General features: G+C 66.3%; 17 protein-coding genes. 13 read left to right on the forward strand and 4 right to left on the reverse strand.

Annotation, left to right across the window (positions count from 1 at the left end; translation table 11 throughout):
• The first annotated feature begins 355 nt into the window (after positions 1-355).
• From ACQP2U_RS08715 to proB, 5 genes are all read left to right on the forward strand, one after another.
• A complete protein-coding gene (locus tag ACQP2U_RS08715) occupies positions 356-3,529 on the forward strand; it encodes a translation initiation factor IF-2 N-terminal domain-containing protein (RefSeq protein ID WP_433714195.1) in 3,174 nt (1,057 codons plus the stop codon).
• A gap of 301 nt (positions 3,530-3,830) precedes the next feature.
• Positions 3,831-4,142, forward strand: coding sequence for a 50S ribosomal protein L21 (rplU, locus tag ACQP2U_RS08720; RefSeq protein WP_040687720.1), 312 nt, complete (start codon positions 3,831-3,833; stop codon positions 4,140-4,142).
• A 40-nt stretch (positions 4,143-4,182) separates the two neighbouring features.
• The gene (gene rpmA / locus ACQP2U_RS08725) at positions 4,183-4,449 is read left to right on the forward strand and encodes a 50S ribosomal protein L27 (RefSeq protein WP_364501315.1); all 267 of its coding nucleotides are present in this window, start codon (positions 4,183-4,185) and stop codon (positions 4,447-4,449) included.
• A 121-nt stretch (positions 4,450-4,570) separates the two neighbouring features.
• Positions 4,571-6,025: a GTPase ObgE gene (gene obgE, locus ACQP2U_RS08730; protein WP_433714196.1), complete on the forward strand. Its 1,455-nt coding sequence runs from the start codon at positions 4,571-4,573 to the stop codon at positions 6,023-6,025.
• Between the two features lie 582 nt (positions 6,026-6,607).
• Positions 6,608-7,723 carry a glutamate 5-kinase gene (proB, locus tag ACQP2U_RS08735; protein ID WP_397039272.1) on the forward strand — a complete coding sequence of 372 codons (1,116 nt, stop codon included), beginning with the start codon at positions 6,608-6,610 and terminating at the stop codon, positions 7,721-7,723.
• Positions 7,724-7,923: 200 nt separating this feature from the next.
• On the opposite strand, the gene ACQP2U_RS08740 is transcribed toward proB, so the two are convergent.
• The 4 genes from ACQP2U_RS08740 to ACQP2U_RS08755 form a co-directional block, all read right to left on the reverse strand.
• Positions 7,924-9,363 carry a hypothetical protein gene (locus ACQP2U_RS08740; protein WP_433714197.1) on the reverse strand — a complete coding sequence of 480 codons (1,440 nt, stop codon included), beginning with the start codon at positions 9,361-9,363 and terminating at the stop codon, positions 7,924-7,926.
• The gene (locus ACQP2U_RS08745) at positions 9,360-9,977 is read right to left on the reverse strand and encodes a hypothetical protein (protein ID WP_433714198.1); all 618 of its coding nucleotides are present in this window, start codon (positions 9,975-9,977) and stop codon (positions 9,360-9,362) included. Before ACQP2U_RS08745 ends, ACQP2U_RS08740 begins: the two co-directional genes overlap by 4 nt.
• The gene (locus ACQP2U_RS08750) at positions 9,974-10,348 is read right to left on the reverse strand and encodes a hypothetical protein (protein WP_433714199.1); all 375 of its coding nucleotides are present in this window, start codon (positions 10,346-10,348) and stop codon (positions 9,974-9,976) included. The genes ACQP2U_RS08745 and ACQP2U_RS08750 overlap by 4 nt, the downstream gene beginning before the upstream one ends.
• Before the next feature lie 86 nt (positions 10,349-10,434).
• On the reverse strand, positions 10,435-11,148 hold the full coding sequence (locus ACQP2U_RS08755) for an ESX secretion-associated protein EspG (protein ID WP_433714200.1): 714 nt from the start codon (positions 11,146-11,148) through the stop codon (positions 10,435-10,437).
• A gap of 215 nt (positions 11,149-11,363) precedes the next feature.
• Between ACQP2U_RS08755 and ACQP2U_RS08760 the strand changes: the two genes are divergently transcribed.
• Genes ACQP2U_RS08760 through ACQP2U_RS08795 form a run of 8 tightly spaced genes read left to right on the forward strand, consistent with a single transcriptional unit; the run spans position 11,364 to position 22,266 of the window.
• The gene (locus ACQP2U_RS08760) at positions 11,364-14,096 is read left to right on the forward strand and encodes a phosphoenolpyruvate synthase (RefSeq protein ID WP_433714201.1); all 2,733 of its coding nucleotides are present in this window, start codon (positions 11,364-11,366) and stop codon (positions 14,094-14,096) included.
• The gene (locus tag ACQP2U_RS08765) at positions 14,083-17,472 is read left to right on the forward strand and encodes an AMP-binding protein (protein ID WP_433714202.1); all 3,390 of its coding nucleotides are present in this window, start codon (positions 14,083-14,085) and stop codon (positions 17,470-17,472) included. Before ACQP2U_RS08760 ends, ACQP2U_RS08765 begins: the two co-directional genes overlap by 14 nt.
• Complete coding sequence (locus ACQP2U_RS08770; protein WP_433714203.1) at positions 17,469-17,720, forward strand: acyl carrier protein; 252 nt, start codon at positions 17,469-17,471, stop codon at positions 17,718-17,720. The genes ACQP2U_RS08765 and ACQP2U_RS08770 overlap by 4 nt, the downstream gene beginning before the upstream one ends.
• The gene (locus ACQP2U_RS08775) at positions 17,717-18,808 is read left to right on the forward strand and encodes an SDR family oxidoreductase (protein WP_433714204.1); all 1,092 of its coding nucleotides are present in this window, start codon (positions 17,717-17,719) and stop codon (positions 18,806-18,808) included. Before ACQP2U_RS08770 ends, ACQP2U_RS08775 begins: the two co-directional genes overlap by 4 nt.
• A complete protein-coding gene (locus ACQP2U_RS08780; RefSeq protein WP_433714205.1) occupies positions 18,805-19,725 on the forward strand; it encodes a nucleoside-diphosphate kinase in 921 nt (306 codons plus the stop codon). The genes ACQP2U_RS08775 and ACQP2U_RS08780 overlap by 4 nt, the downstream gene beginning before the upstream one ends.
• On the forward strand, positions 19,722-20,708 hold the full coding sequence (locus tag ACQP2U_RS08785) for a ScbA/BarX family gamma-butyrolactone biosynthesis protein (protein ID WP_433714206.1): 987 nt from the start codon (positions 19,722-19,724) through the stop codon (positions 20,706-20,708). The genes ACQP2U_RS08780 and ACQP2U_RS08785 overlap by 4 nt, the downstream gene beginning before the upstream one ends.
• Complete coding sequence (locus tag ACQP2U_RS08790; RefSeq protein ID WP_433714207.1) at positions 20,708-21,340, forward strand: nitroreductase family protein; 633 nt, start codon at positions 20,708-20,710, stop codon at positions 21,338-21,340. The genes ACQP2U_RS08785 and ACQP2U_RS08790 overlap by 1 nt, the downstream gene beginning before the upstream one ends.
• Positions 21,337-22,266, forward strand: a complete 930-nt coding sequence (locus ACQP2U_RS08795; protein ID WP_433714208.1) for a hypothetical protein — start codon at positions 21,337-21,339, stop codon at positions 22,264-22,266. Before ACQP2U_RS08790 ends, ACQP2U_RS08795 begins: the two co-directional genes overlap by 4 nt.
• Positions 22,267-22,281: the final 15 nt, after the last annotated feature.

Consider the following 22,281-nt stretch of genomic DNA (forward strand, 5'->3'; position numbering starts at 1 on the left):
CTGTGGTTGCTGACGATGCCGACTGTTCGCGCAGGTACGCGGACGATTGGTGCCGGACGGTAACCGGATGACACTGCGGTTCGATGCCGATCATCGCTGCTACGAACAGCTGGCCCGTTGCTGGGCCGGAGGTTCGCGTCGGCACGCTGGATGAGCGCTCGCGCCGTGGAGTTCAGCCAACAGCCAGGCGCCGCGTGACCAGTTAGCCCGACGACGAATAAAATGGTGTTAACCGGGCATGCGGGGCGAGACCACTTGACCTTGCGCCAACCGCGTGAGGTGAACGGACAGTGCCCCCGCGTCGGCCGCGTCACTCCTGCCAGGAGGGACGCGCCCGGGGACCCGAGGAGACTTCGTGGCCGATCAAGAGCCGCTGACAACAACATCACAGGATGCCGAACAATTGCCGGAGCGAATCCGAGTTCACGCGCTTGCCAAGCGGCTGGGAGTAACCAGCAAACGCATCCTGGCCAAGCTCGCCGAGTTGGGTGCCGACGCACGTAGTGCGCAATCGAATGTCGACCGAGCGGTAGCGGAATCTGTCCGCGATGCGCTCGGCACGGTGGAACCCGGGGCCGTCGAGCCCGAGGCCGCCGAGCAGGAACCGATTGCGGCCGAGCCCGAGCCGGTGGCAGCCGAGCCGGTGGCGCCGGAGCCCGAGGCGGTTGCTGCCGCGCCCGAGCCGGGCCTCATCTTCTCCAGACCGGACCAGGCGATAGATCAGTCCGGATCGCTGCCATCGGGAGAGCAGCCTGCGGCGCATCAGCCGTCGGTGCAGCTGTTCACCCATTCGGTTCCGCCGGAGCCGCATGTCGCGACCCCGGTCGTCTTCGAGGCCGCGGCCTCGGTCGCCGCACCGCTGTTCCTATCGCCGGACGCCGCTGCCGCCGAGGAAGCGCGTCGGCAGCGCCGGGCCCAGCGCGAAAGCCGTCGCGTCGAGGAGACCGCGGTCGAAACCGTCGAAGAAGAGACCGAAACCACCGAGGACGAGTCGACCGAACAGCAGGGCGAGGCGGATCAGCCGCGTCGTCGTCGGCGTGGCCGTCGGGGTCGGGGTCGGGGCCGGGGCGAGCAGCACGCCGACGCCGACACCGATGGTGAGGACACCGAAGGCACCGACGAGAGCGCCGAGGACGAGCAGGCCGCCGTCAAGAGCGAGGCCGAAGCCGACGCCGGCGACGACACCGAGAGCGAGGACGACGAATCCGGTGTGCCGGAGGGCTCGAGCCGCCGTCGCCGTCGCCGTCGTCGCCGCAAGGTGGCGGGCGAAGGCGCCGATAGCGAGAGCGTCTCCGAGGACGATCCGCCGAATACCGTCGTGCACGAGCGTGAGCCGCGCAATAAGAGCCGCAGCCGCGCCACCACCGTCGACGAGGTGCAGGGCATCACCGGCTCCACCCGGCTCGAGGCCAAGCGGCAGCGTCGGCGTGACGGTCGCGAGGCCGGTCGCCGTCGTCCGCCGATCCTGACCGAGTCGGAATTCCTGGCCCGCCGCGAGGCGGTGGACCGGGTCATGGTCGTACGGGAGAAGACCTTCCCGGAGCACCCGACCGCGACCCAGGTCGCGGTGCTCGAGGACAACATCCTGGTCGAGCACTTCGTCACCAATACCGGCTCGGCGTCGATGGTCGGCAATGTCTACCTCGGCAAGGTGCAGAATGTGCTGCCCTCGATGGAGGCGGCCTTCGTCGATATCGGCCGCGGCCGCAACGGTGTGCTCTATGCCGGTGAGGTGAACTGGGAGGCTGCCGGTCTCGGCGGTAAGGAGCGCAAGATCGAGCAGGCGCTCAAGCCTGGCGATCAGGTGCTGGTGCAGGTCTCCAAGGATCCGGTCGGGCATAAGGGCGCCCGGCTGACCACCCAGATCAGCCTGGCCGGCCGCTTCCTGGTCTACGTGCCGGGCGGTTCGTCCACCGGTATCAGCCGCAAGTTGCCCGATACCGAGCGCAAGCGGCTCAAGGAGATCCTGCGCGATATCGTTCCCGCCGACGCCGGAGTGATCATCCGCACCGCGTCCGAGGGGGTCAGCGAGACCGAACTGGCCCGCGATGTGGAGCGGTTGCAGGCGACTTGGCGCACCATCGAGAAGGCCGCCGAGGTCAAGGACAACGGCTCGCCCAAGACGCTGTACGAAGAGCCGGACCTGTTGGTCAAGGTCATCCGCGACCTGTTCAACGAGGACTTCTCCAAGCTGGTCATCGAGGGTGAGCGGTCCTGGAGCACCGTCGAGAACTACATCCGCACGGTCGCGCCGGACATGCTCGCCCGGGTCTCCCGGCACGAGAACAACGGTGCCGACGTCTTCGAGACCTACCGGATCGATGAGCAGCTCGCCAAGGCGCTCGATCGCAAGGTGTGGCTGCCCTCGGGCGGCACCCTGGTGATCGACCGGACCGAGGCGATGACCGTCATCGACGTCAATACCGGCAAATTCACCGGTGCGGGCGGCAGCAATCTGGAAGAGACGGTCACCAGGAACAACCTGGAGGCGGCCGAGGAGATCGTGCGCCAGATGCGGCTGCGCGATATCGGCGGCATGATCGTCGTCGACTTCATCGATATGGTGCTGGAGTCGAACCGGGATCTGGTGTTGCGCAGGCTGACCGAGGCATTGGGCCGCGACCGCACCCGCCACCAGGTCTCCGAGGTGACCTCGCTCGGCCTGGTGCAGATGACCCGCAAGAAGCTGGGCACCGGCCTGGTCGAGGCGTTCTCGTCGACCTGTGAGCATTGCCACGGTCGGGGCATCCTCGTGCACACCTACCCGGTGGAGCTCACCGGCGCCGAGGACAGTGCGCGCGGTGCTCGCGAGACCGGGTCGCGGCGGCGCCGTGGCCGGGACAAGGGTGCGGCGGCGAGTGCGCCTGCCGCGGCGAGCAATGGCACCGCACATGTCGTCGAAGACGAGGCGGAGATCGCGGTCAAGCGGGCGCATCCGGTGGCATTGGCGATGGCGGCGCATCAGTCGGAGGAGCCGGCGCACGCGGAGGATGTCGAGGACGTCACCGATATTGTCGCCGCAAGCGATGAGGTCGTAGTTTCCGATTCCGTTGCCGCGGTCGCCGAGGAAGTCGCGGAGGCGGTCGCCGAGGAAGTCGCGGATGCCGAAACCGAGGACGTGGCAGAGGTGGCCGAAGAGGCCGTCGAGCCCCCATCCGGGGAAGCCGCGGCGGTGGACGAAGAGGCTGTCGAGCCCGTAGCTGTCGTTGCGCCGGTCGGTGCCGGGGTTTCGACGCCCGTGGCGGATGAACCCGCTGAGCCTGCGGCAGAGCCGGTTGCGGCATCGGCCAACGGTGTGCCCGAATCCGCATCCCGTACGACCGGCCGCAGACGTCGCGTCGCGCGTTCGGCCGCCGCACCGGCGGCTGATAGCACCGGTGCGGTGTTCGTGCTGCCGACGGCGGATCAGGGGGCCGTGGAGCCCGTTGTCGACTACACCGCGGATGTGCCGGTCGTGGTGCCGACGCGCAAGCCACGCCGCCGGGCCGTCGGTCGTCCGGCTGGACCGCCGGTGGACGACGCGAACTAACTGCCACGATCCGAAAACTTGGGACCCCCGCCGCATTCCGCGACGGGGGTCCTGTCTTACCCGGGCACCGGTTTGGTCGGGGTGGTACCCGTCCTGTAATCTTGGACAGTCGCTGCCCGGCGACAGCGCTTATCTGCGCTGTGTTCGTGACTCGGCTCGAAGCCGAGAGCCATCAGGTTGCTGAGGCGGCGGTGACTACCAGACCAGAGTGCTGTGGTTTCCAGCCGGAGTCATCCGGGCGGGAGCACGCAGCCGCGCGAGCACTAGCCGCGCGCATTACAGGAAGAAGGGCAGCCGACCGATGGCAACGTACGCGATCGTCAAGACCGGCGGAAAGCAGTACAAGGTCGCGGTCGGTGACCTGGTGAAGGTCGAGAAGATCGAGGGTGCGCCGGGTTCGTCCGTGGCGCTGGCCCCGGTCCTCGTGGTGAATGGCGCCGAGCTGACCACCGATGCGGACAAGCTGGCCAAGGTTTCGGTGGCCGCTGAGGTCGTCGAGCACACCAAGGGCCCGAAGATCCGCATCCACAAGTTCAAGAACAAGACCGGCTACCACAAGCGACAGGGTCATCGCCAGCCGCTGACGGTCCTCAAGGTCACCGGCATCAAGTAAGCCTCCGCGCTTTCTCGAATTACTTCACAGGAGTTCAGAAATGGCACATAAGAAGGGTGCATCCAGCTCCCGCAACGGGCGCGACTCGAACGCCCAGCGACTCGGCGTCAAGCGTTTCGGCGGCCAGGCCGTGTCGGCGGGCGAGATCCTGGTCCGCCAGCGTGGCACGCACTTCCACCCGGGTGTGCTCGTCGGCCGTGGCGGCGACGACACCCTGTTCGCCTTGGCGGCGGGCAAGGTCGAGTTCGGCACCAAGCGTGGCCGCAAGACCGTCAACATCGTGGTTCCGGAGCCGGCCGAGGCCTGACCGCCTCTTTAGCCATTTCCGGAGAAGCTGAGCGGGTCAGGGTGCATTCCCTGGCCCGCTTTTCGCGTTCTCGAAAGATCGCGTTCCCACAACTCTGACCACCGAGGAGGATGATTCGGACATGTCCAAATTCATCGACCGTGTCGTATTGCACGTGCGTGCGGGCAAGGGTGGTCACGGCTGCGCCTCCGTGCGCCGCGAGAAGTTCATGCCGCTGGGCGGACCGGACGGCGGCAATGGCGGACGTGGCGGGGATGTGATCCTCGAGGTCGACCCGAACGTGCACACCCTGCTGGACTTCCATTTCCACCCGCACGCCAAAGCGAGCAACGGCAAGCCAGGTGAGGGCAGTAACCGCGACGGTAAGCAGGGCACCGATCTGGTGCTGAAGGTGCCCGACGGCACCGTGGTGCTCGACGACGACGGCAAGGTAGTCGTCGATCTGGTCGGTTCGGGCAATAAGTTCATCGTGGCCCGTGGCGGACGCGGCGGACTCGGCAATGCCGCGCTGGCCTCCAAGGCGCGCAAGGCGCCCGGTTTCGCGCTGCTCGGTGAGGACGGTGAGGAGGGCGATCTCGTCCTCGAGCTGAAGTCCGTCGCCGATGTTGGCCTGGTCGGATTCCCGTCGGCCGGTAAGTCTTCGCTGGTGTCGGTGCTTTCGGCTGCGAAGCCGAAGATCGCTGACTACCCGTTCACCACGCTGGTGCCCAATCTCGGTGTGGTCTCCAGCGGTGACACAACCTTCACCATCGCCGATGTGCCCGGTCTGATTCCCGGTGCGAGCGACGGGCGTGGGCTCGGGCTGGATTTCCTGCGGCATCTGGAGCGCTGCGCGGTGCTCGCCCATGTTGTGGACTGCGCGACGTTGGAGCCCGGACGCGATCCGGTGTCCGATGTCGACGCGCTCGAGGCCGAACTCGCCGCCTACAAACCGGCTCTGGATGCCGATACGGGGCTCGGTGATCTGGCCGATCGGCCGCGCGTGGTGATCCTGAACAAGGTCGATGTGCCCGATGCCGCCGAGTTGGCGGAGATGGTCACGCCCGAATTCACCGCCCGTGGCTGGCCGGTCTTCGAGATTTCGGCGGTGAGTCGAGCGGGCTTGCGTGCTTTGACCTTTGCGCTCGCCGAGATGGTCGAGCAGTATCGGATCGCGCATCCGAAGGCCGCCCCGAAGCGTCCGGTAATCCGCCCGATCGCGGTGAACGAGACCGGCTTCAGCGTGATCGCCGATCCCGAAGAGCCCGGCGGCTTCATCGTGCGCGGTCCGCAGCCGGAGCGCTGGGTGCGCCAGACCCAGTTCGACAACGACGAGGCCGTCGGTTACCTCGCCGACCGCCTGGCACGCCTCGGCGTCGAAGAGGAACTGGTGAAGCAGGGCGCCGAACCCGGTGCGCCGGTCACCATCGGCGATGTCACCTTCGAATGGGAGCCGCAGATCTCCGCGGGCATCGATATGGTGCCCACCGGCCGCGGCACCGATATCCGCTTGGAGCAGAACGACCGGATCAGCGCCGCCGAGCGCAAACATGCCTCTCGGGTGCGCCGCGGTCTGGTCAAGGACGACGAGGAATAACGTGGACGCCGTGGGCCTGTGGTGTGCGCCGGGATCTGGCACGGCGTTTCAGCGAGCGCTGCGGTTCGGTTCGACCGTTCGGCGAGCATCGGAATTCATTGGCGACCAGTGCGTTCGGGGTGTAGTGCTGCGCCCGACATTCGCGGCGGGTTCGGTTGGGCTGGCAGGTACGACGAGTTCGGCTGAATCGGCTGGTGCGGTGCGGTCGACTAGTTCGCGACAGTTGGCGGCTCTGGGGCGGTCGGTTGCTGCGGCCTCCGCTGGTGCTGAGCGATTAGCTGGTGGGTCGGCGGCTGATTCGGCGGCGTCGACTGATGCTTTGTGGTCAGTTGATGGGGCCTCCGCTGGTGCTGAGCGATTAGCTGGTGGGTCGGCGGCTGATTCGGCGGCGTCGACTGATGCTTTGTGGTCGGTTGGTGAGACGGCGGCCGATTCGGCGGTGGCGCCTGATGCTTTGCGGTCGGTTGGTGCGGCGGAGTCGGTTGGTGCGGCCGGTAATGCCAGGGCGGTCGAATCGATGGGTTCTGTTGCGGTACAGGGAGTTCGGTTGCGATGCAGGTGAGTTCGGGGATGGCCGAGGTGATGTCGCAGTCCGGGCTGAGTGAGGCCAGGACGGCGATTGCTTCGGCCCGCAGTGTGGTAGTGAAGATCGGGTCTTCGGCGCTGACCAGCCTCCAGGGTGGGTTGGATATGGCGCGACTGGATCGGCTTGCCGATGCGGTGGAGGCGCGGATGCGGGCCGGATCCGATGTGGTCGTCGTGTCTTCCGGTGCGATCGGTGCGGGTCTCGCGCCGCTCGGATTGACCACGCGCCCAAGGGATTTGGCTACCAAACAGGCTGCGGCAAGCGTCGGCCAGTTGGCGTTGGCGCATGCATGGGGCGCCTCGTTCGCGCGGTTCGGGCGCACGGTCGGGCAGGTGTTGTTGAGCGCCGACGACTTCTCGCGCCGGGAACATCACCGCAATGCCCAGCGCACCCTGGATCGGTTGCGCTCGCTCGGTGCGGTTGCCGTCGTGAACGAAAACGATACCGTCGCAACCGAAGAGATCCGCTTCGGCGATAACGACCGGCTCGCCGCACTGGTCGCCCATCTGGTCGGCGCGGACGCGTTGGTGCTGCTCTCCGATGTCGAGGGTCTATACGACGGTGACCCGCGCAAGGGTGCCGCCAACTTCATCCCCGAGGTCCGCAGCAGCGCCGACCTCGACGGCGTCATCGCGGGCAGCGGCGGCGCACTCGGTACCGGCGGCATGGCCTCCAAACTCTCCGCGGCCCGGCTGGCCGCCGACGCGGGCGTGCCCGTCCTGCTGGCGGCCGCCACCGAGGCCGATATCGCGCTGAGCGCGGGCACCGTCGGCACTGCCTTCGCCGCCCGCCCGGTCCGCCTCTCCGCCCGCAAATTCTGGGTCCGCCACGCCGCCGACAGCCGTGGCGCCATTCTCATCGATGACGGCGCCGTCCAAGCCGTCGCCCAGCGCCGCCGCTCCCTGCTCGCCGCAGGCATAACCGGCGTCCGCGGCCGCTTCCACGGCGGTGACGTAGTCGACCTGATCGCCCCCGACAACCGCATAGTCGCCCGAGGCGTAGTCGAATACGACAGCACCGAACTCTCCGGCATGCTCGGGCGCTCCACCACCGAACTCCCGGACACCATGCAACGCCCGGTAATACACGCCGACGACCTGGTCAAGGTTTAGCGTCTGCCGCCGAGATCGCCTCCGGCGATTCGCCTTCCGCATCGTCCTGCGGCAACCGGACCGCAGTGATGTCGGTGCGCGCGAAGTCGTTGCCTTTGAAAAGCGCTCAGGGCCAGATCATGGTTCTAGACGAATAGTAGGAATCTGGACAGCGATCTGTTTGTCGACACTAGTGGGGATTCGTGCCTATCGGGAGCTACTCATCGCTGGCCGCTGTCTGCGGTTGGGATGACGCCAGGTTGGTTGCTCGTTGGTGGGGGTTTGGAGGGGCCGGTTTGGTCGGGGATGGGGCCGGTGATGCCTGGTTGGCCGCCGGGGTCGGGGAGGGAAGGGGATGGTGCTGCCGGGGGCGCGGGTGGGGGTGCCTGTTGGGTTGGGGGTGCGGGAGGTTGAGGCTCCCGCGTTGGGGGCGGAGGGGGAGCTTGCTGGGTTGATGGTTCCGGTGTTGGGGCGGGCTGCGGTTGTGGGGACGGAATGGGCTGTGGAGTCTGGGATTCCGGTATCGGGGGCGCTGGGTTTGGTTGCGGCGCTGGAGATTCCGGCATGGTAGGTACCGGTGAGTCCGGGACGGGTTGAGGGGGCGGAACCGGGGTGGGCTGTGGTACCTGGGAATCTGGGGTTCCGGTGGCGGGGGGTGCCGGTGTCGTCGGGTCCGGAGTTGGTTGCGGTGCTGGGGATTCCGGTGTGAAGGGCACCGGCACCGGTGCCGGTGCCGGTGCCGGGCTGGGTGCTGGTGTTGGGTCCGGAGTTGGTTGCGGTGCTGGGGTTTCGGGCGTGGAGGGTGTCGGTGGGCCGGGAGTCGGTGTCATTGGGTTCGGAGTTGGTTGCGGTGCTGAGGATTCCGGCGCAGACGGCGCTGGTGTCGGTGACGGGCTGCTGGGTCCCGGGCTGGTTTGCGGTGCTTGGGGTTCCGGCGTGGAGGGTGCCGGAGTGCCCGGGGCTGGGGTGGATTGAGGTATTTCCGGAGCGGGGTTCGGCTGTGGTGCTTGGGATTCCGGGGTGGGGAATGACGGCTCGGTTCCGGGGACCTGCGCGCCGGGCTGGGTTGGTTCGGTGGGGGGCGAATGCCGTGGTGCTGACGGTGTCGCGCCCGGTGTGCCCGGTAATGTGGGTGGGCTGGGGAGGGCGGGGACGGCGGTGCCCGCCATTTGGTAGGCGGGTTTGTAGATCATGTTCATGGCGAGAACGGCTTCTTGGCGCATTGCCTCTTCTGCCATTTGCGCATTGATCACGTGGGCGGCTTCGAGCAGTCGGGCGATGGTGCCGATCGGGCCCGAATTGCCTGGTGGCACAACGGCGATCTTCACGGCTTCGGCCGCCGCGGCCACGGCTCCCAGTCGGGTGCCGACCTGCCCCACGATCGCGGCGAGTTCATCGACGGAGTCGGCATAGCTGCGTGCACTCGCATAGGCGGCTTCGGCGGCGGCGCCCTCCCAGGCCATCGAATTCATGACTCGATCGGAACCGGCCCTGGTCAGTGGAAACGAACTGGCCAGTGTCCCTGCGACTTCCAGCCAGGTCACCGATGCGTTGAGGATCTGCGCGGCATCGATCTGCTGGGTCTTGGCGTAGATCTCCTCATGCTTCATCGACTCGAAATGCTCCATCGAGCTGATGTAGTCGGGATCATTACCGCTCATCGCCGCGCCTCACTGACGATCGCCTCCGCCATTCGCGTAGCGCGCTGTGTCATACCTTGCTGACCGGGCGCCCGAGAGCCGTCCCGCGCGGATGCCTCACTCGAGCTCGCCCATGCGTTCCGTGTCGCGAGCTGTGCCTTGGGGCGCGCGGTGAGCGTCCGATAGTCGTTCTGCGTGCAGGTTTCGCTGATGTCGGCCGACGCGTTCTGTGGCGCGGGCTGTGCCTTGTGCCGCGCGGTGGGCGTCCGATAGTCGTTCTGTGCGCAGGTTTCGCTGGCGTTCGCCGACGCGTTCCGTGTCACGCGATGTGCCTTGTGTCGCCCGGCGATTGCCCGATAGTTGTTCTGCACGCAGGCATTCCTGGCGTTCGCCGATGCGTTCTGTGGCGCGGGCTGTGCCTTGTGCCGCGCGGTGGGCGTCCGATCGTCGTTCTGTGCGCAGGCTTCGTTGTCGTTCGCCGACGCTTTCCGTGCCTTGGCTCGCGCGGTCAGCGCCCGATAGCCATTCTGCACGCAGGCATTGCTGGCGTTCGCCCACGCGTTCCATGCGGCACGCTGTGGACCGAGCCCACCGGGCACCCGACAACCGCCTTGGGCGGAATCACCGGAGCTCATCGTGGCACCCGCGTTTCGATCGCCCGCAGTGCCGCGGCATTCGCCGCATCGGCCTCCTCGAACAGCCCGCCGCTGATCAGGAAGGCTTCCTTCATGCGGTAGGCGGCTTCGATGTACTGGTCGAGCAGGGTGGCGGCGTCGCGGGCCTTGTGGGCGAATCCGGCCTGTAATTGCTGTGCGGAGACGAATCCGCCGAAGCCGTCCAGTTCGCCCGCCGATTCGAGGCGTTGGCGTAGATAGATGAGCTGGTCGGCTTGGTTTTCGTACATTTCGGCGCAACGTCGCGCCGCGTCCGGGTCGAACTTGACGGTGCCCGCCTGTGCCTCCTGTTTGAAGCGGGCGATATCGGCTCGGCTGCTCTCGATCGTCATGCACCACACCCCCGGGGATCGGTCGGTCCGCCTCAGACTAACCGTTGGCCATGCCTCCGGATGAAATAGTCCGGGTCGGTTACGGCTTATCGGGCCTGCGTGGGAATACGTTTCTGCAACTGCGTCGCGAGTTGCTCGGCCGAGGCGGGCACGATGTGCACGGTATCGCCCGCCTTGATCAAATAGCGCCCGTCGCCCTTGACATCGATCCAGGTGTAGTGGATCGGCGGCTGCGGCGCGGGCTGGTCCAGTCGCCCCTCGATCCGGAAATGTCCCTCGGCGGTATGCGGCTTGAGCAGCAGCCGCCGGATCGACGGCACCGCCCGCTGCGCTACGACCACCGTCTCGCCGTCGCGGATCGCTTCGGCCGATGCCGCCCGCGCCGGTTCGTGTCCGGCCGGGACCGCGGGCAGCAATGCGGCTATCCGGGCGCCGAGTTTGGCGCTGAGCCCGATCGAAAGTCGTACGCGCCCACCGAAATCCGGTCCGGAACCGGGTTCCTGGATAGCGAGGACGGCGCGGTCGTAGATCGCACAGGCCAGCAGCCGGATCTCGGTGCCGGGACTGTGCCCGCCGCCGATCGCCACGATCCTGGTCTGCGGTGCGGCCATGATGCGCAGGCACGCCGATAGGTCCGGATCGCTGCGCGGCGGTAGTCGCTCCTCCAATTGTGCGCGCAATTTATCGGCTTCGGATTCGGTTCGCGGCGTCTCGAGAATGCGCAGCGGATACGGGTGACGGTCCACTTCGGTTTCGCGCCAGATATGGGCGAACTCGTCCGGGGTGAAGGTCCAACCCACGCCGAATCACTCCTTACAGCCCAGAACGTCATCGCGAAGCTTACTGGTGCCTCGAGGCGTTCGAACCAAGTCTTTGCCAAGCAGTACCCAAGGTTTGCGGGCTAACGTCGAAAGCGAATCTCGGATATATCCAGACAGCCCCTTCGGTTTGCGCTGCCTTGTGGTACCGGAGCGCCTGCTCCGGTGCGATGGACGGGGGTGATGGGAGAGAAGTCTTGCAGGTACTCGGACCGTGGACCGACTCGGCGACATTTGCCGCGCTAGGCGGGGGTAAAGCACGCGGGTTGTACACATTGCACAATGGCGGCTTCCGCGTCCCCGACTGGGCGGTGCTCGGCACCGACGTCTTCAACCGGTTCCTTATCGAGACCGCCACCGACGCCGATGTGGCGACTATTGTGTTGAAGGTCACATCATCGGACGACCTCGATTCGGCGCTGGCCGCCGGTGCGGAACTACGCGCCGCGATCGTCGATGCGCCACTGCCGCAATCGATCTTCGAACTGATCGCGGACGCTTACGGCCGTCTCGGCACAGGTTCGGTCGCGGTCCGGTCGTCGGCGATCGTCGAGGACGGTCCCGGTCAGTCCTATGCGGGCCAGTTCGATTCGTTTCTCAATGTCAATGGTATCGACGCGGTCGCGGCGCGCGTGCGCGACTGCTGGGCGTCGGCGTTCTCGGAACGGTCCATCCGCTATGCCTTCGCACACGGCCAGCCGAGCGCCGCGGCCATAGCCGTTGTCCTGCAACGTCTTATCGATGCGCGGTCCAGCGGGGTGATGTTCACCGCGAACCCGATCAGCGGCGCCGCAGACGAATTGGTCGTCAGCGCGGTATACGGACTCGGCGAGGGTCTGGTGTCGGGTGCGGTGGACGCCGATTCGGTCGTGGTCGACAAATCCTCCGGCACTGTGCTGGAAACGACTGTGGGGGACAAGGATCGCAGCTATGTGCCCGCTGGGGAGCAGGGCTGCGCGGTGCTCGAGGTCGAGCAGCAGCGCCGGGAGAGCGCCGTGCTCGCCGATGCCGAACTGGCCGAGTTGGTGGAGTGGGGACGCAAGCTGGAGGCCGATTTCGGTGCGCCACAGGACATCGAGTGGGCCATCGATGCCGACGGTCTGTGGTTCCTGCAGTCGCGACCGATCACCACCGCGGTTACCGACGCCGCGGCGCGCGGTGCGGTACTGCGCGGTGCCGGTGAGATGCTCGCCGACGGCGAAGAGCGAATCTGGGACAACTCCAACATCATCGAGAGCTTCAGCGGTATCACCTCCCCGCTGACCTACACGACCGCCGCCGACATCTACGGTCGCGTGTACCACGGTTATGCGAAATCGCTGCGGGTGCCCGATGCGCAACTGCGCCAGACCGATCGCTGGACTCCGGTGCTACTCGGCTACTTTCATGGCCGGGTCTACTACAACCTGCTGCACTGGTACCGGATGGTGGGCATCGCACCCGGGTATCCGTTGAACCGGAAGGTACTCGAGGCCGCGCTCGGCGTCGACGAACCGCTGCCCGATGAGATCGCGAAGACCTTGCGCCCATTCACCTTCCGCACGCAACTGGCGCGGCTGCGGTCGCGCGCGGGCACCACCGCTACCTATGTGCGGCGGCTGTTCGGCATCGACGATATGGCCGAGCGCTTCATGATCGACTTCTATCGCGTCTACGACGAATACGACGCACTCGACTACTCGACGCTGACCGGCGAACAGGCTTACGCGGCCTATCGCAAGGTCGACCGGGATCTGGTCGAGCGCTGGGGCCCGCTGATGGTCCTGGACGCAATCCTGTTGACCTGCACCGGTCTGATGTATCTGCTCACCAAACTGCTGCTGCCGAAGGCTCCGGAGTGGTTCTTGTACGCAGTCGTCGGCCCCGGCGCGGATGTCGAATCGGCCGAACCGGCCCGCGCCATGACCGACCTCGCACGGTTCGTTCGCGAGGATCCCGAGTTGGTCTCATTGATCAATTCGACTGCGCCGGACAAGATTTACGACGCCATCAATGATCGCGCCGAATTCCTCGTCCGAATCGAGGATTACATCGATCGCTACGGCTACCGCAGCCTGGACGAGCTGAAGCTGGAAACCCCGGATCTGCGCGAGGATCCCGCGAGCCTGTTCATCATGCTGCGCAGCGCGATCGGTCGCGTCGGCGAGGCCGCGCAGCACAGCCGCGGTGCGGAGGCCGACGAATATCTCGACGCCAACCTGCGCGGCTTGCGCCGCCGAATCTATGAGCGCCTGCGCGGCAAGGTGAATCGGTGCGCCGCGCATCGGGAGCGGCTGCGGTTCTGCCGCACCAGGGCCTTCGGCATGGTCAAGCGGATGATCCGGGTTATGGGCCGGGATCTGGTCGCGCGCGGCGTCATCGACGAATTCGACGATGTCTTCGCATTGACGGTCCAGGAGTTGCGCGGCTGCTACGAGGGCGAGGACACCGATGGCCTACGTGATCTGGTCGCCGCACGGAAAGCCCAGCGCGCCAGGGACGCCGAGTTGGTAGCTCCGGCCCGCTTCGTCACCTCGGGGCCGACATTCGGGCGTGCTGAACTCGTGCGTCAAGGTTGGGTGCCGGTCACCGATACCCCGGCCGCGACCGTCGGCACCGTCCTGCCCGGCACGCCGTCGGCGTCCGGAGTCGTCGAGGGCACCGCGGTGGTCGTCGACGAGCCACGCGACGTGGCAGGCGGCATTCTGGTGGCATACCGCACCGATCCGGGTTGGGTGGCCGCGCTGCCCTCGGCATCGGCGCTGGTGATCGAGCGCGGCAGCCCCCTCACCCATGTCGCGATCGTGGCACGGGAGTTGGGAGTTCCGACGGTGGTCCAAGTGAAGGACCTGACCAAGAAGATACGTTCCGGTATGGGAATACGGGTCGATGGCACGAACGGTACCGTGACCGTGCTGTCGGGAGGAGAGCTGCGGGATGAAGCCGGATAAAGACGTTGCCGCAGTACGTAATTGGCTGGCCGATCCGGCGCTAGACACCGGGATCCACCTGGCCGACGAGGCCGACGGCTGGGAATACCGCAGCTATCACGATCTCGCGGAGCTGAGCTGGACGATCGCGGCGCGCATGCGCGAACACGGTATGGGCAGCGGCGATGGCGCATGTGTGATCATGCCGACCGGATTCCCCTGCGCCGCCGCATTTTACGCCGTGTGGGTCTGCGGTGGCGTCTTCACCCCGGTCGCGCCGCCGATGTTCGGCGACCTCGACCAGATCATCGCCCATATCGCGGCCATACTGGAGCAGGCCCAACCGCGACTGGTAGTGACCTCGACCGAGTTCGAGCAGTTGGTGCGCAAAGCGGCGGAGGCGGCTGGGCGCACCGATGAGCCGCTGGTGATCGATGCCGCGAATCTCGGTCCCGCACCGGTGGAGCGCGAGTTCGGCGAGCCCGACGAATGCGCGCTGCTGCAATTCACCTCCGGATCCACCGGCACGCCGCGCGGGGTGCGGGTCAGCTGGCACAACCTGGCCAATAACATCGCGATGATCTCGGCGCTGATCGACTGGCGGCACGGCGAAACCATGGTCTCCTGGCTGCCGCTCTACCACGATATGGGCCTGGTCGGCGCATTCCTCACCACGGTGACCAATCAGGGCGAGCTGTATCTGATGCGCCCGGACCAGTTCGTTCGCGATCCGGCACGCTGGCTGCGGGCCATGTCGCACGCACAACACACGCCATCGCCGTCGTTCGCGCTCGGTTATGTGGCCCACCGCGTCGCACCGGAGGAGATCGCGGATCTGAATCTGTCCGGCTGGCGCACGCTTGCCGTCGGTTCCGAGCCGGTCGAGGTGGCCGATCTCCAATCCTTCGCGGGACTCGCTGGCCGACAAGGCTTTTCGGCCAATGCGTACACCCTCGCCTATGGTCTGGCCGAGGCCACGCTGATGGTGACCTCCTCCGCCCGGAACCGGCCCATCACGGCCCTGCGGTTGGATAATCCGAATCTGCGTTTCGGTCAACCGATTACGATCCTGGCCGAGGAATTGCTGGATGACGCCCATCGTGTCGAAGGCTCCGGGTGGATCACCGGACTCGGCTATTCGACGCCGGAATCGACCGTGCGTGTGGTCGATGAAGACGGCCGGGAGCTGCCCGATGGCACCCTCGGTGAGATGATCGTCGTCGGGGATTCGGTCGCGCTGGGCTACTCCGGCGAGCCCGACACGGGTTCATCGACGCGGATCGTCGAGCGAGTGCTGTTCACCGGCGATGCCGGATTCCTTCACAACGGTGAGGTTTTCGTACTCGGCCGGATGGGGTCGAGCCTGAAGGTCCGCGGCCGGTCGGTGTTCATGGAGGACATCGAATCCCGCGTGGCCCAGGAAACCCGGATCACCAAGGGCAAACTCGCCGCCGTCGCGATCACCGAGGCCGGTGCCCAGGGCATCGCACTGTTCGCCGAATCCGCACCGGGCGACTGGATTGCCGAGGCGCGCAGGATCATTCGCGGTGAACTCGGGCCCGCGCAGACGGTGCACATTGTGACCGGCCCGCGCGGCATAATCCGCCGCACCTCGAGTGGTAAGCCGCGGCGTCGGCATATGTGGCAGCTGTTCGTGGACGGTGCGTTGGCTGGCGCGGTGGTGCACGCGCCCGAGGACACCGCGGACACGGCCAGCCCGGCAACCGACGATGCGGTACCCGAGCCTGCCCTGCCTGCCGAACGAGTGCGACAGTTGCTCGATCGCGCATTGGAAAGCGTTGCGGTACCGCGCGATTCGACTGTGCTGTTCGAGGGTTCGTTGGCGGAGGGTTTCGGCAATGCCGGATCCGATATCGATTTCCTGGTTGTCGCACCCGGCGACGAGGAGTTGCCGACACTGCCGACGGTGCTGTTCATTGATGGTCGGCGCGTCGAGGTGCGGACTAGGTCGGCGGCGCAGCTGCGCAATCAGCTGGAGCTGGCGGCGACGGGCTCGGACAAGATCGACGAGGATCTGCTGAACCGGTGTCAGCGATTCCTGCGCGCGACCGTAGTACAGGCTGGGGAACCGAATGTCGCGGAATTACGTGCGCTGCTGCCGCATTCGCAATTCACCGCCCTGGTAGCCGACTGGTGGACCCGGCGCGCGACGCAGGCGCTGCGCTACGCGATCGCGCTGCGGACCCTGCACGCCGAGGTCGAGGCCGCCGAGTGGGCCCGCGACGGTCTGCTCCAGGCGATGAAGGGCTGGGCGGCCCGCAAGGGCGAAAGCTATCTGGAAACAAAGTGGCTGCCGCACCAGCTCGACCGCATCGGAGCCGACGCGCTCATCGACCGCTACCACGACCTCACCAACCCGACCGAGTTCGCATGGGAACAGGTCTGGGAGCTGGCGACGGCGCTCGGTGTGCCCGAGATCGCCGATGACCCGCACCAGATCCTGTTCGCTCGCCGACCAGCAGTCACCACCTGGACGATCGGCGGCCGCATCCACGTGATCCGGGACGACCGCGACGTCTTCGCGCTCTCGGACAGCGCTGCTCGTGCCTGGCGTTCGGTGGTGTTCCGGCATTCGTTGCGCGATGTGCTCGGCCGCGCCGAACACGACATCGCCGAGGATCTGCTCGAGTTCCTCGGACTCGGTCTGGTCGGATTGCAGTGGCGCGGCGGGGAACGCATCGAACCCGCGTTGGCTATGTGCAAGGCGGTCGAGCCGTACACCCCGGTGCCCTACGCGGCCGCACCCGCTCTCGGCCTGACCGGTGCCGCCCGCGACGATGTGATCGCGACGCTGTCACCATTACCCGCAATCAGATTCACCGAATGTGCCCTGAATCTGGTGTGGTCGAATGTCGTCCTGGAGAACGCCAGGGAGGACCTGGCGGGTGCGGTCAAGAACTCTCAGGGCGCGGTCGCCGATATCGCCGCACACCGGCTCATCGCCATGGCGGTCCGTGTCCTGTTGTCCGCATTCGGGATTCACCCGCTGCCCGCCGATGTCGCGCCCGCACAGACCCTGCGGCGGATGTTGCCGAGCCACGCCATGCGTCGTGCAGAACTGCTGACGCAGTTGGAATCGGCACGGCGGGTCCGTTTCTCCGAGATAATCGGGACGGGCGGAGATACTCTCGCGGGTCTCGCGGTGCTGGACGATTTCGTCACACGGGTTCGATGGGTCGCGGCGGGGGCGGAGACGACAACAGGATTCCCGGCGTCCTTCGATTCGCGTGAGCAGTGGCGGCGCACATTGGCGATCGGTTACGACTGGCTGCGCATCGCCGGGTATCTGAATACCGACCTGCCCTTGGACGAGGCGCGCGATCTGCTGACCTCCGGTGGCCAACAACCACATCTGCGGGAAGGAGAGTCGTCATGACTGCCGACAAGGTGCGCCGGATCGTCCTGGCCATGGCGCCGCAACCGCCCGCGGAATTATCCGACGAGCATCGCCTCGTGGAGGATCTCGGCTTCGATTCACTGCGGCTGATGGAACTCACCGTGGTCCTGGAGCGGGCCTTCGAACTGCCGCGCTACCGGCCCGAGGAATTGGTGGGCGTGCGCCGGGTCGATGCGGTGATCGCCCTGGTCGCGGGTAGTTCGGCCGCTGGCGAGGTGTCACTATGAGCTCCGGCGATACCGTGCTGGTGACCGGCGCGGCCGGATTGGTCGGCGCCGAGGTCGTGGCCAGACTCGCCGCCGCGAGTCGGCCGGTTGCCGCTGTGCTGCACAGCAATTCGACCATCGTGCGCAATGATGGCACGCTGATCGAGCCGGGTACGGCCGTCGCGGGTGACGTGCGTGTGCCCGGATTCGGCCTCTCCGAGCGCGATACCGAAGACCTTGCCGAGCGGGTCGGCATCATCGTGCACTGCGCGGCGACAACGGCATTCGACGCATCGGCCGCGGACTATGACGAACTCAATGTGGTCGGCACCGCGAATGCCATCGCACTCGCACGCGAGTGGGAGGTGCCGCTGGTGCATGTCAGCACCGCGTATGTGTGCGGTATGCGCGGCGGCACTATCGCCGAGGACGAACTCGATGCCGGTCAAACCTTCGGAAATGGCTACGAGGACAGCAAGTTTCGCGCCGAAAAGCTGGTGCGCGCGGCGGGGGAGCACGGCCTGCCGTGGGCGATCGTCCGTCCCGGCATCGTGACCGGAGCCAGTGATACCGGCACGATCCGGGAGTACAAGAACCTCTACACCGTCGTGAAACTCATGGTCGAGGGCAAGTTGCGTGCGCTGCCCGGCCGCTACGACGCGACGCTTTCGCTGGCGCCGGTCGACCATGTCGCCGATGTAATCGCCGCGGCAGTATTGGATTTCGACTCCGCGCAGAATCGCACGCTGCACGCACTCGGTCGCGACACTCTTTCGCTGCGCGAGGTCTCCGATGTGCTGGCCGAATATCCGTCCTTCGAGGTCGCCACCTTCGTGCCGGAGACGACCTTCGTCGAGGACGATCTCGAGCCGATCGAGCGGGAGTACTACCGTCGCATCGGCTCCCTTTACACCAGCTATTTCCGGCGGCGGTTGGTATTCGACACCACCCGCGCCGACGTATTGCTCGGTAAGCCGTCTCCGGCCAGCGGCAAGGAGTATCTGCGGGTGCTGCTGGACTACTGCCTGGAATCGGGATATCTGGGCATGCCGCTGCCTTCGATAGCGGAAGTCCTGGCAAGCAACGACTTCGACGGAGCCGCCCCGTGAGTGAGTCGTTGCGGGAATTGCTGAGCGCGTTGACGCCGTCGCGGCACAAGGTCGACGCCTACGTTGCCGACACCTACGTCCAGGAATCGGTGGACCAGCTCGATCGACTCGGTGTCGACACGGCAAAATTCGCCAGGGAGCATTCGCTGTTACTACTCAAGCCGGACGCGATTGTCGCGCGTTCTGTCGAGCCGACACTGAATTGGTTGGCCGACAATGGTTTTCGCGTTGTGAGCGCATTTCGCGTTCCGGTGGACCGGCATCTGGCTCGCGCACTGTGGTATTTCGCGTGGAATATCGCCTCGCCCGAACGCCGCCGCTTGGCCGACCTGCTGGTCGCGATCTCGGATGTGCTGGTACTGGTCGTGCATGCCCCCGACGGTGAACTGCCCGTACCGGTGCGGCTGACCGAGGCGAAGGGCGCCACCGATCCGCGCAAGCGCCGCCCTGGTGAACTGCGGTATCTGCTCGGCCGCCACAACTACCTGCTCAACCTGGTGCATTCGCCCGACGATCCCGCCGACGTACTACGTGAACTCGCCATCTACCTGGACGAATGGAGCCGGGCAACGGTGATCGCACAGGCCTGCACCGGTGCGGACCGCACCTCGGACGCGGCCGCGATCGCCGAGGAACTCTACGCGCGCACACCCGTGCGCAGCTTCGATCGGGCGGACGCGCTCGACCGAGTGCTCCACGATTCGGCACGGGGCGGTAGGACGGCGCCACCCGGCTTCGATCCGGCCTCGGATGCGGACTGCGCGCAGTTGCTGTATCAGGCCTGGGCCGATGGTCGCGAGCTGGATCCGTGGTCGGCGATCGTACTCGGATCCCATGTACTTCCCATGCGGACCGGCGCCGCGTCGCAGACGTTGCCTCCGGTGTCCGCCGAAGAATGGTTGGAGGGTCGAACGTGACCACAGATGCGGCCGCCGTACAGACGGCGAGCCATACCCGCACGATTTCCCGGGAACTCGCACACCGATGCGCGGTCTCGGAGGTATTCGTCACCTCATTGGACGCCGTGGGTGAGCACACCTTCGTCGCCGGAGCTCAACTACCCAGGATGCATGCGTATTACGGCGACCACGCCGGATCGCTTGCGGTGCGCCATGATCCGCTGGTGGTCATGGAAGCGGCCCGGCAGGCAGCCATCGCTTCGACGCACAAATTCTACGGTGTGCCGAACGAAATGGCCTTCGTGGTCCGCACTTTCAACGGCACCGGATCCGACACCGCCGCCTGGGAGGTGCGCACCGCACCCGCCGATCTGGTAATGCATGTGCGAGTGCCACAGCGCCACCAGCGCGGTGGCGTGCTGCACGGCCTCGATATGGTGCTCGAGATCGAATCCGACGGCGAACCGATGCTGACGGTCGATGGTTCCTTCTCCTGGGTGACCGCGCGACAGTGGTCGGCACTGCGCAGCGGATTCCGGGACAGCCTGGGCCTCGGTGTATTTCGTGGTGCCTCCGCACTCACCGAACGCGCCGCACCCGCCGCGGTCGGCCGGGAGAACTGGCGCAACGTGGTGATCGGCCCGCCGGTGCGCGACGGCCGGATCGCACGGGCACGTCTCGTACCCGATCTCGGCCATCCCTTCCTGTTCGACCACCAGCTCGACCATGTGCCCGGCAGCCTGCTCATCGAGGCCTGCCGTCAGACGGCATTGTCGATGGTTGTCCGTGATCTGCCCCAACTCGAATGTGTGGCAAGTACTTTCGACCGATTCGTCGAGCTGGATCTGCCCGTGGAATGCATCGCCGAGATCACCGACGCGGGCGCGGGCAGTACCGTGATCCATTGCGAGATACACCAGGCCGACGCCGTGGCCGCTCGAATAGATCTCGAATTCGCCGAGGACGCACTGGTTTCCGAGGCCGATACCGAAGGAGTCTGATGGGCGAGGAGTTCTCGGGCACCGATCTGCTGACCACCACCCGCGCCTTTCGCCGCCGCCTCGACCCGACCCGTCCGGTCGCGCGCCAGGATGTGCTGGACTGTCTGGATATCGCGGTGCACGCGCCGAGCGGCACCAATCGTCAGCCGTGGCGCTTCCTGGTCGTCGAGGATCCGGCGACCAGACAGCAGATCGCCGAGTACTACCGAAAGGGCTTCGCCGCTTACCTCTCCGCGCGCACGCCCCGTCCGGACCAACTCGGTGATCTGGCCTCCGGGCAGCACCTCGCGGCGCATCTACACGAGGTGCCTGCGCTGGTCATCGTGTGCTCTCTCGGTCGCCCGCCCGCGAATGCGTCGCCGCTGCTGCTGGCCAGTTTCTACGGCTCGATCTATCCGGCGGTGTGGAACTTCATGCTTGCCCTGCACGAACGTGGGCTCGGCTCGACCATGACCACCGCGCATCTGGCCTACGAGCGTGACATCGCCGACCTGCTGCGGATTCCGTTCGAGCAGGTCACTCAGGTCGCCATGCTGCCGGTCGCGCATCTGCTCCCCGGCACCCGGGGGCCGGGGCTGCGGCGCACGCCCGCCGCCGAGGTGACCATGTGGGATCGGTGGACGCAAGGGTGAGCGAGGTCGCTGGCACCCCGTCCTCGGGTGTCCTTGCGTCCGTCGTTCGCATCGGGCGCTTCACCGCGGTCATGTACAAGCCGCATTACGTTCTGTACGGCGTGCTCTGGGTGCTGGCCTTGGAAGGTACCGCAGCCCTGGTGTCACAACCGGATTCGGCGTGGCATCCGACCGGTTCCACGGTTGTGCGCATCGTCGTCGTCGCGTTCGTCCTGCTGTATCTGCGCATGGTCGACGAGCAGAAGGACCTCGATTACGACCGCGTGCACAACCCGGACCGCCCCCTGGTCACCGGCGCGATCTCGGCCACCGAACTGCGTGCCGCCATGGCCGTGATCGCCATCGGTGCGCTCGCCGCCAGCCTGACGCTCTCGGTACTCTCCGCGCTCTTGATCGCCGCCGTCCTCGCCTACGGCCTGGCGCTGTGGGGTCTCGAGCGCCTATCGGCGACCATCCGAACCAATATTCTGGCGAATCTGGCGCTCACCTATCCGGTTCAACTCCTGGTCACTGCCTATGTCGTCCTCTCTGCCGCCGATACGGGCGAAGTCCGCGCCACCTGGAAGACCACGGCCGTCGCTCTGATCTTCGCCGGCGCATTCCTGCAGTTCGAATTCGCCCGCAAGACATCTCGCATGCCGCGCACCGACGAACACTTCTACTCCAATGCCCTCGGCGCGACCGGCAGCACCGCTTTCGGACTGCTGTGCGCCGCCATCGCCACAGCCACCGATATCGCCCTCGTCCAGCCGTGGACGTACACGGCGGGCGTCGCATGGATTCCGTTGGCGCTGCTACTGCTTCCCATTTGGGGTGCGGTGAAGTTCGTGCGCGGCAGCAAGCCGGACTATCCGGTGCTTCCGGCCGTCTTGTTCATCCTGACGCTCTACATAGCGTTGATCGTGCAGGCGCTCGCTCTGACATAAGCGAACGCCTGCGGC

This window comes from Nocardia sp. CA-084685 (assembly GCF_050955785.1).
Taxonomy (GTDB): Bacteria; Actinomycetota; Actinomycetes; order Mycobacteriales; family Mycobacteriaceae; genus Nocardia.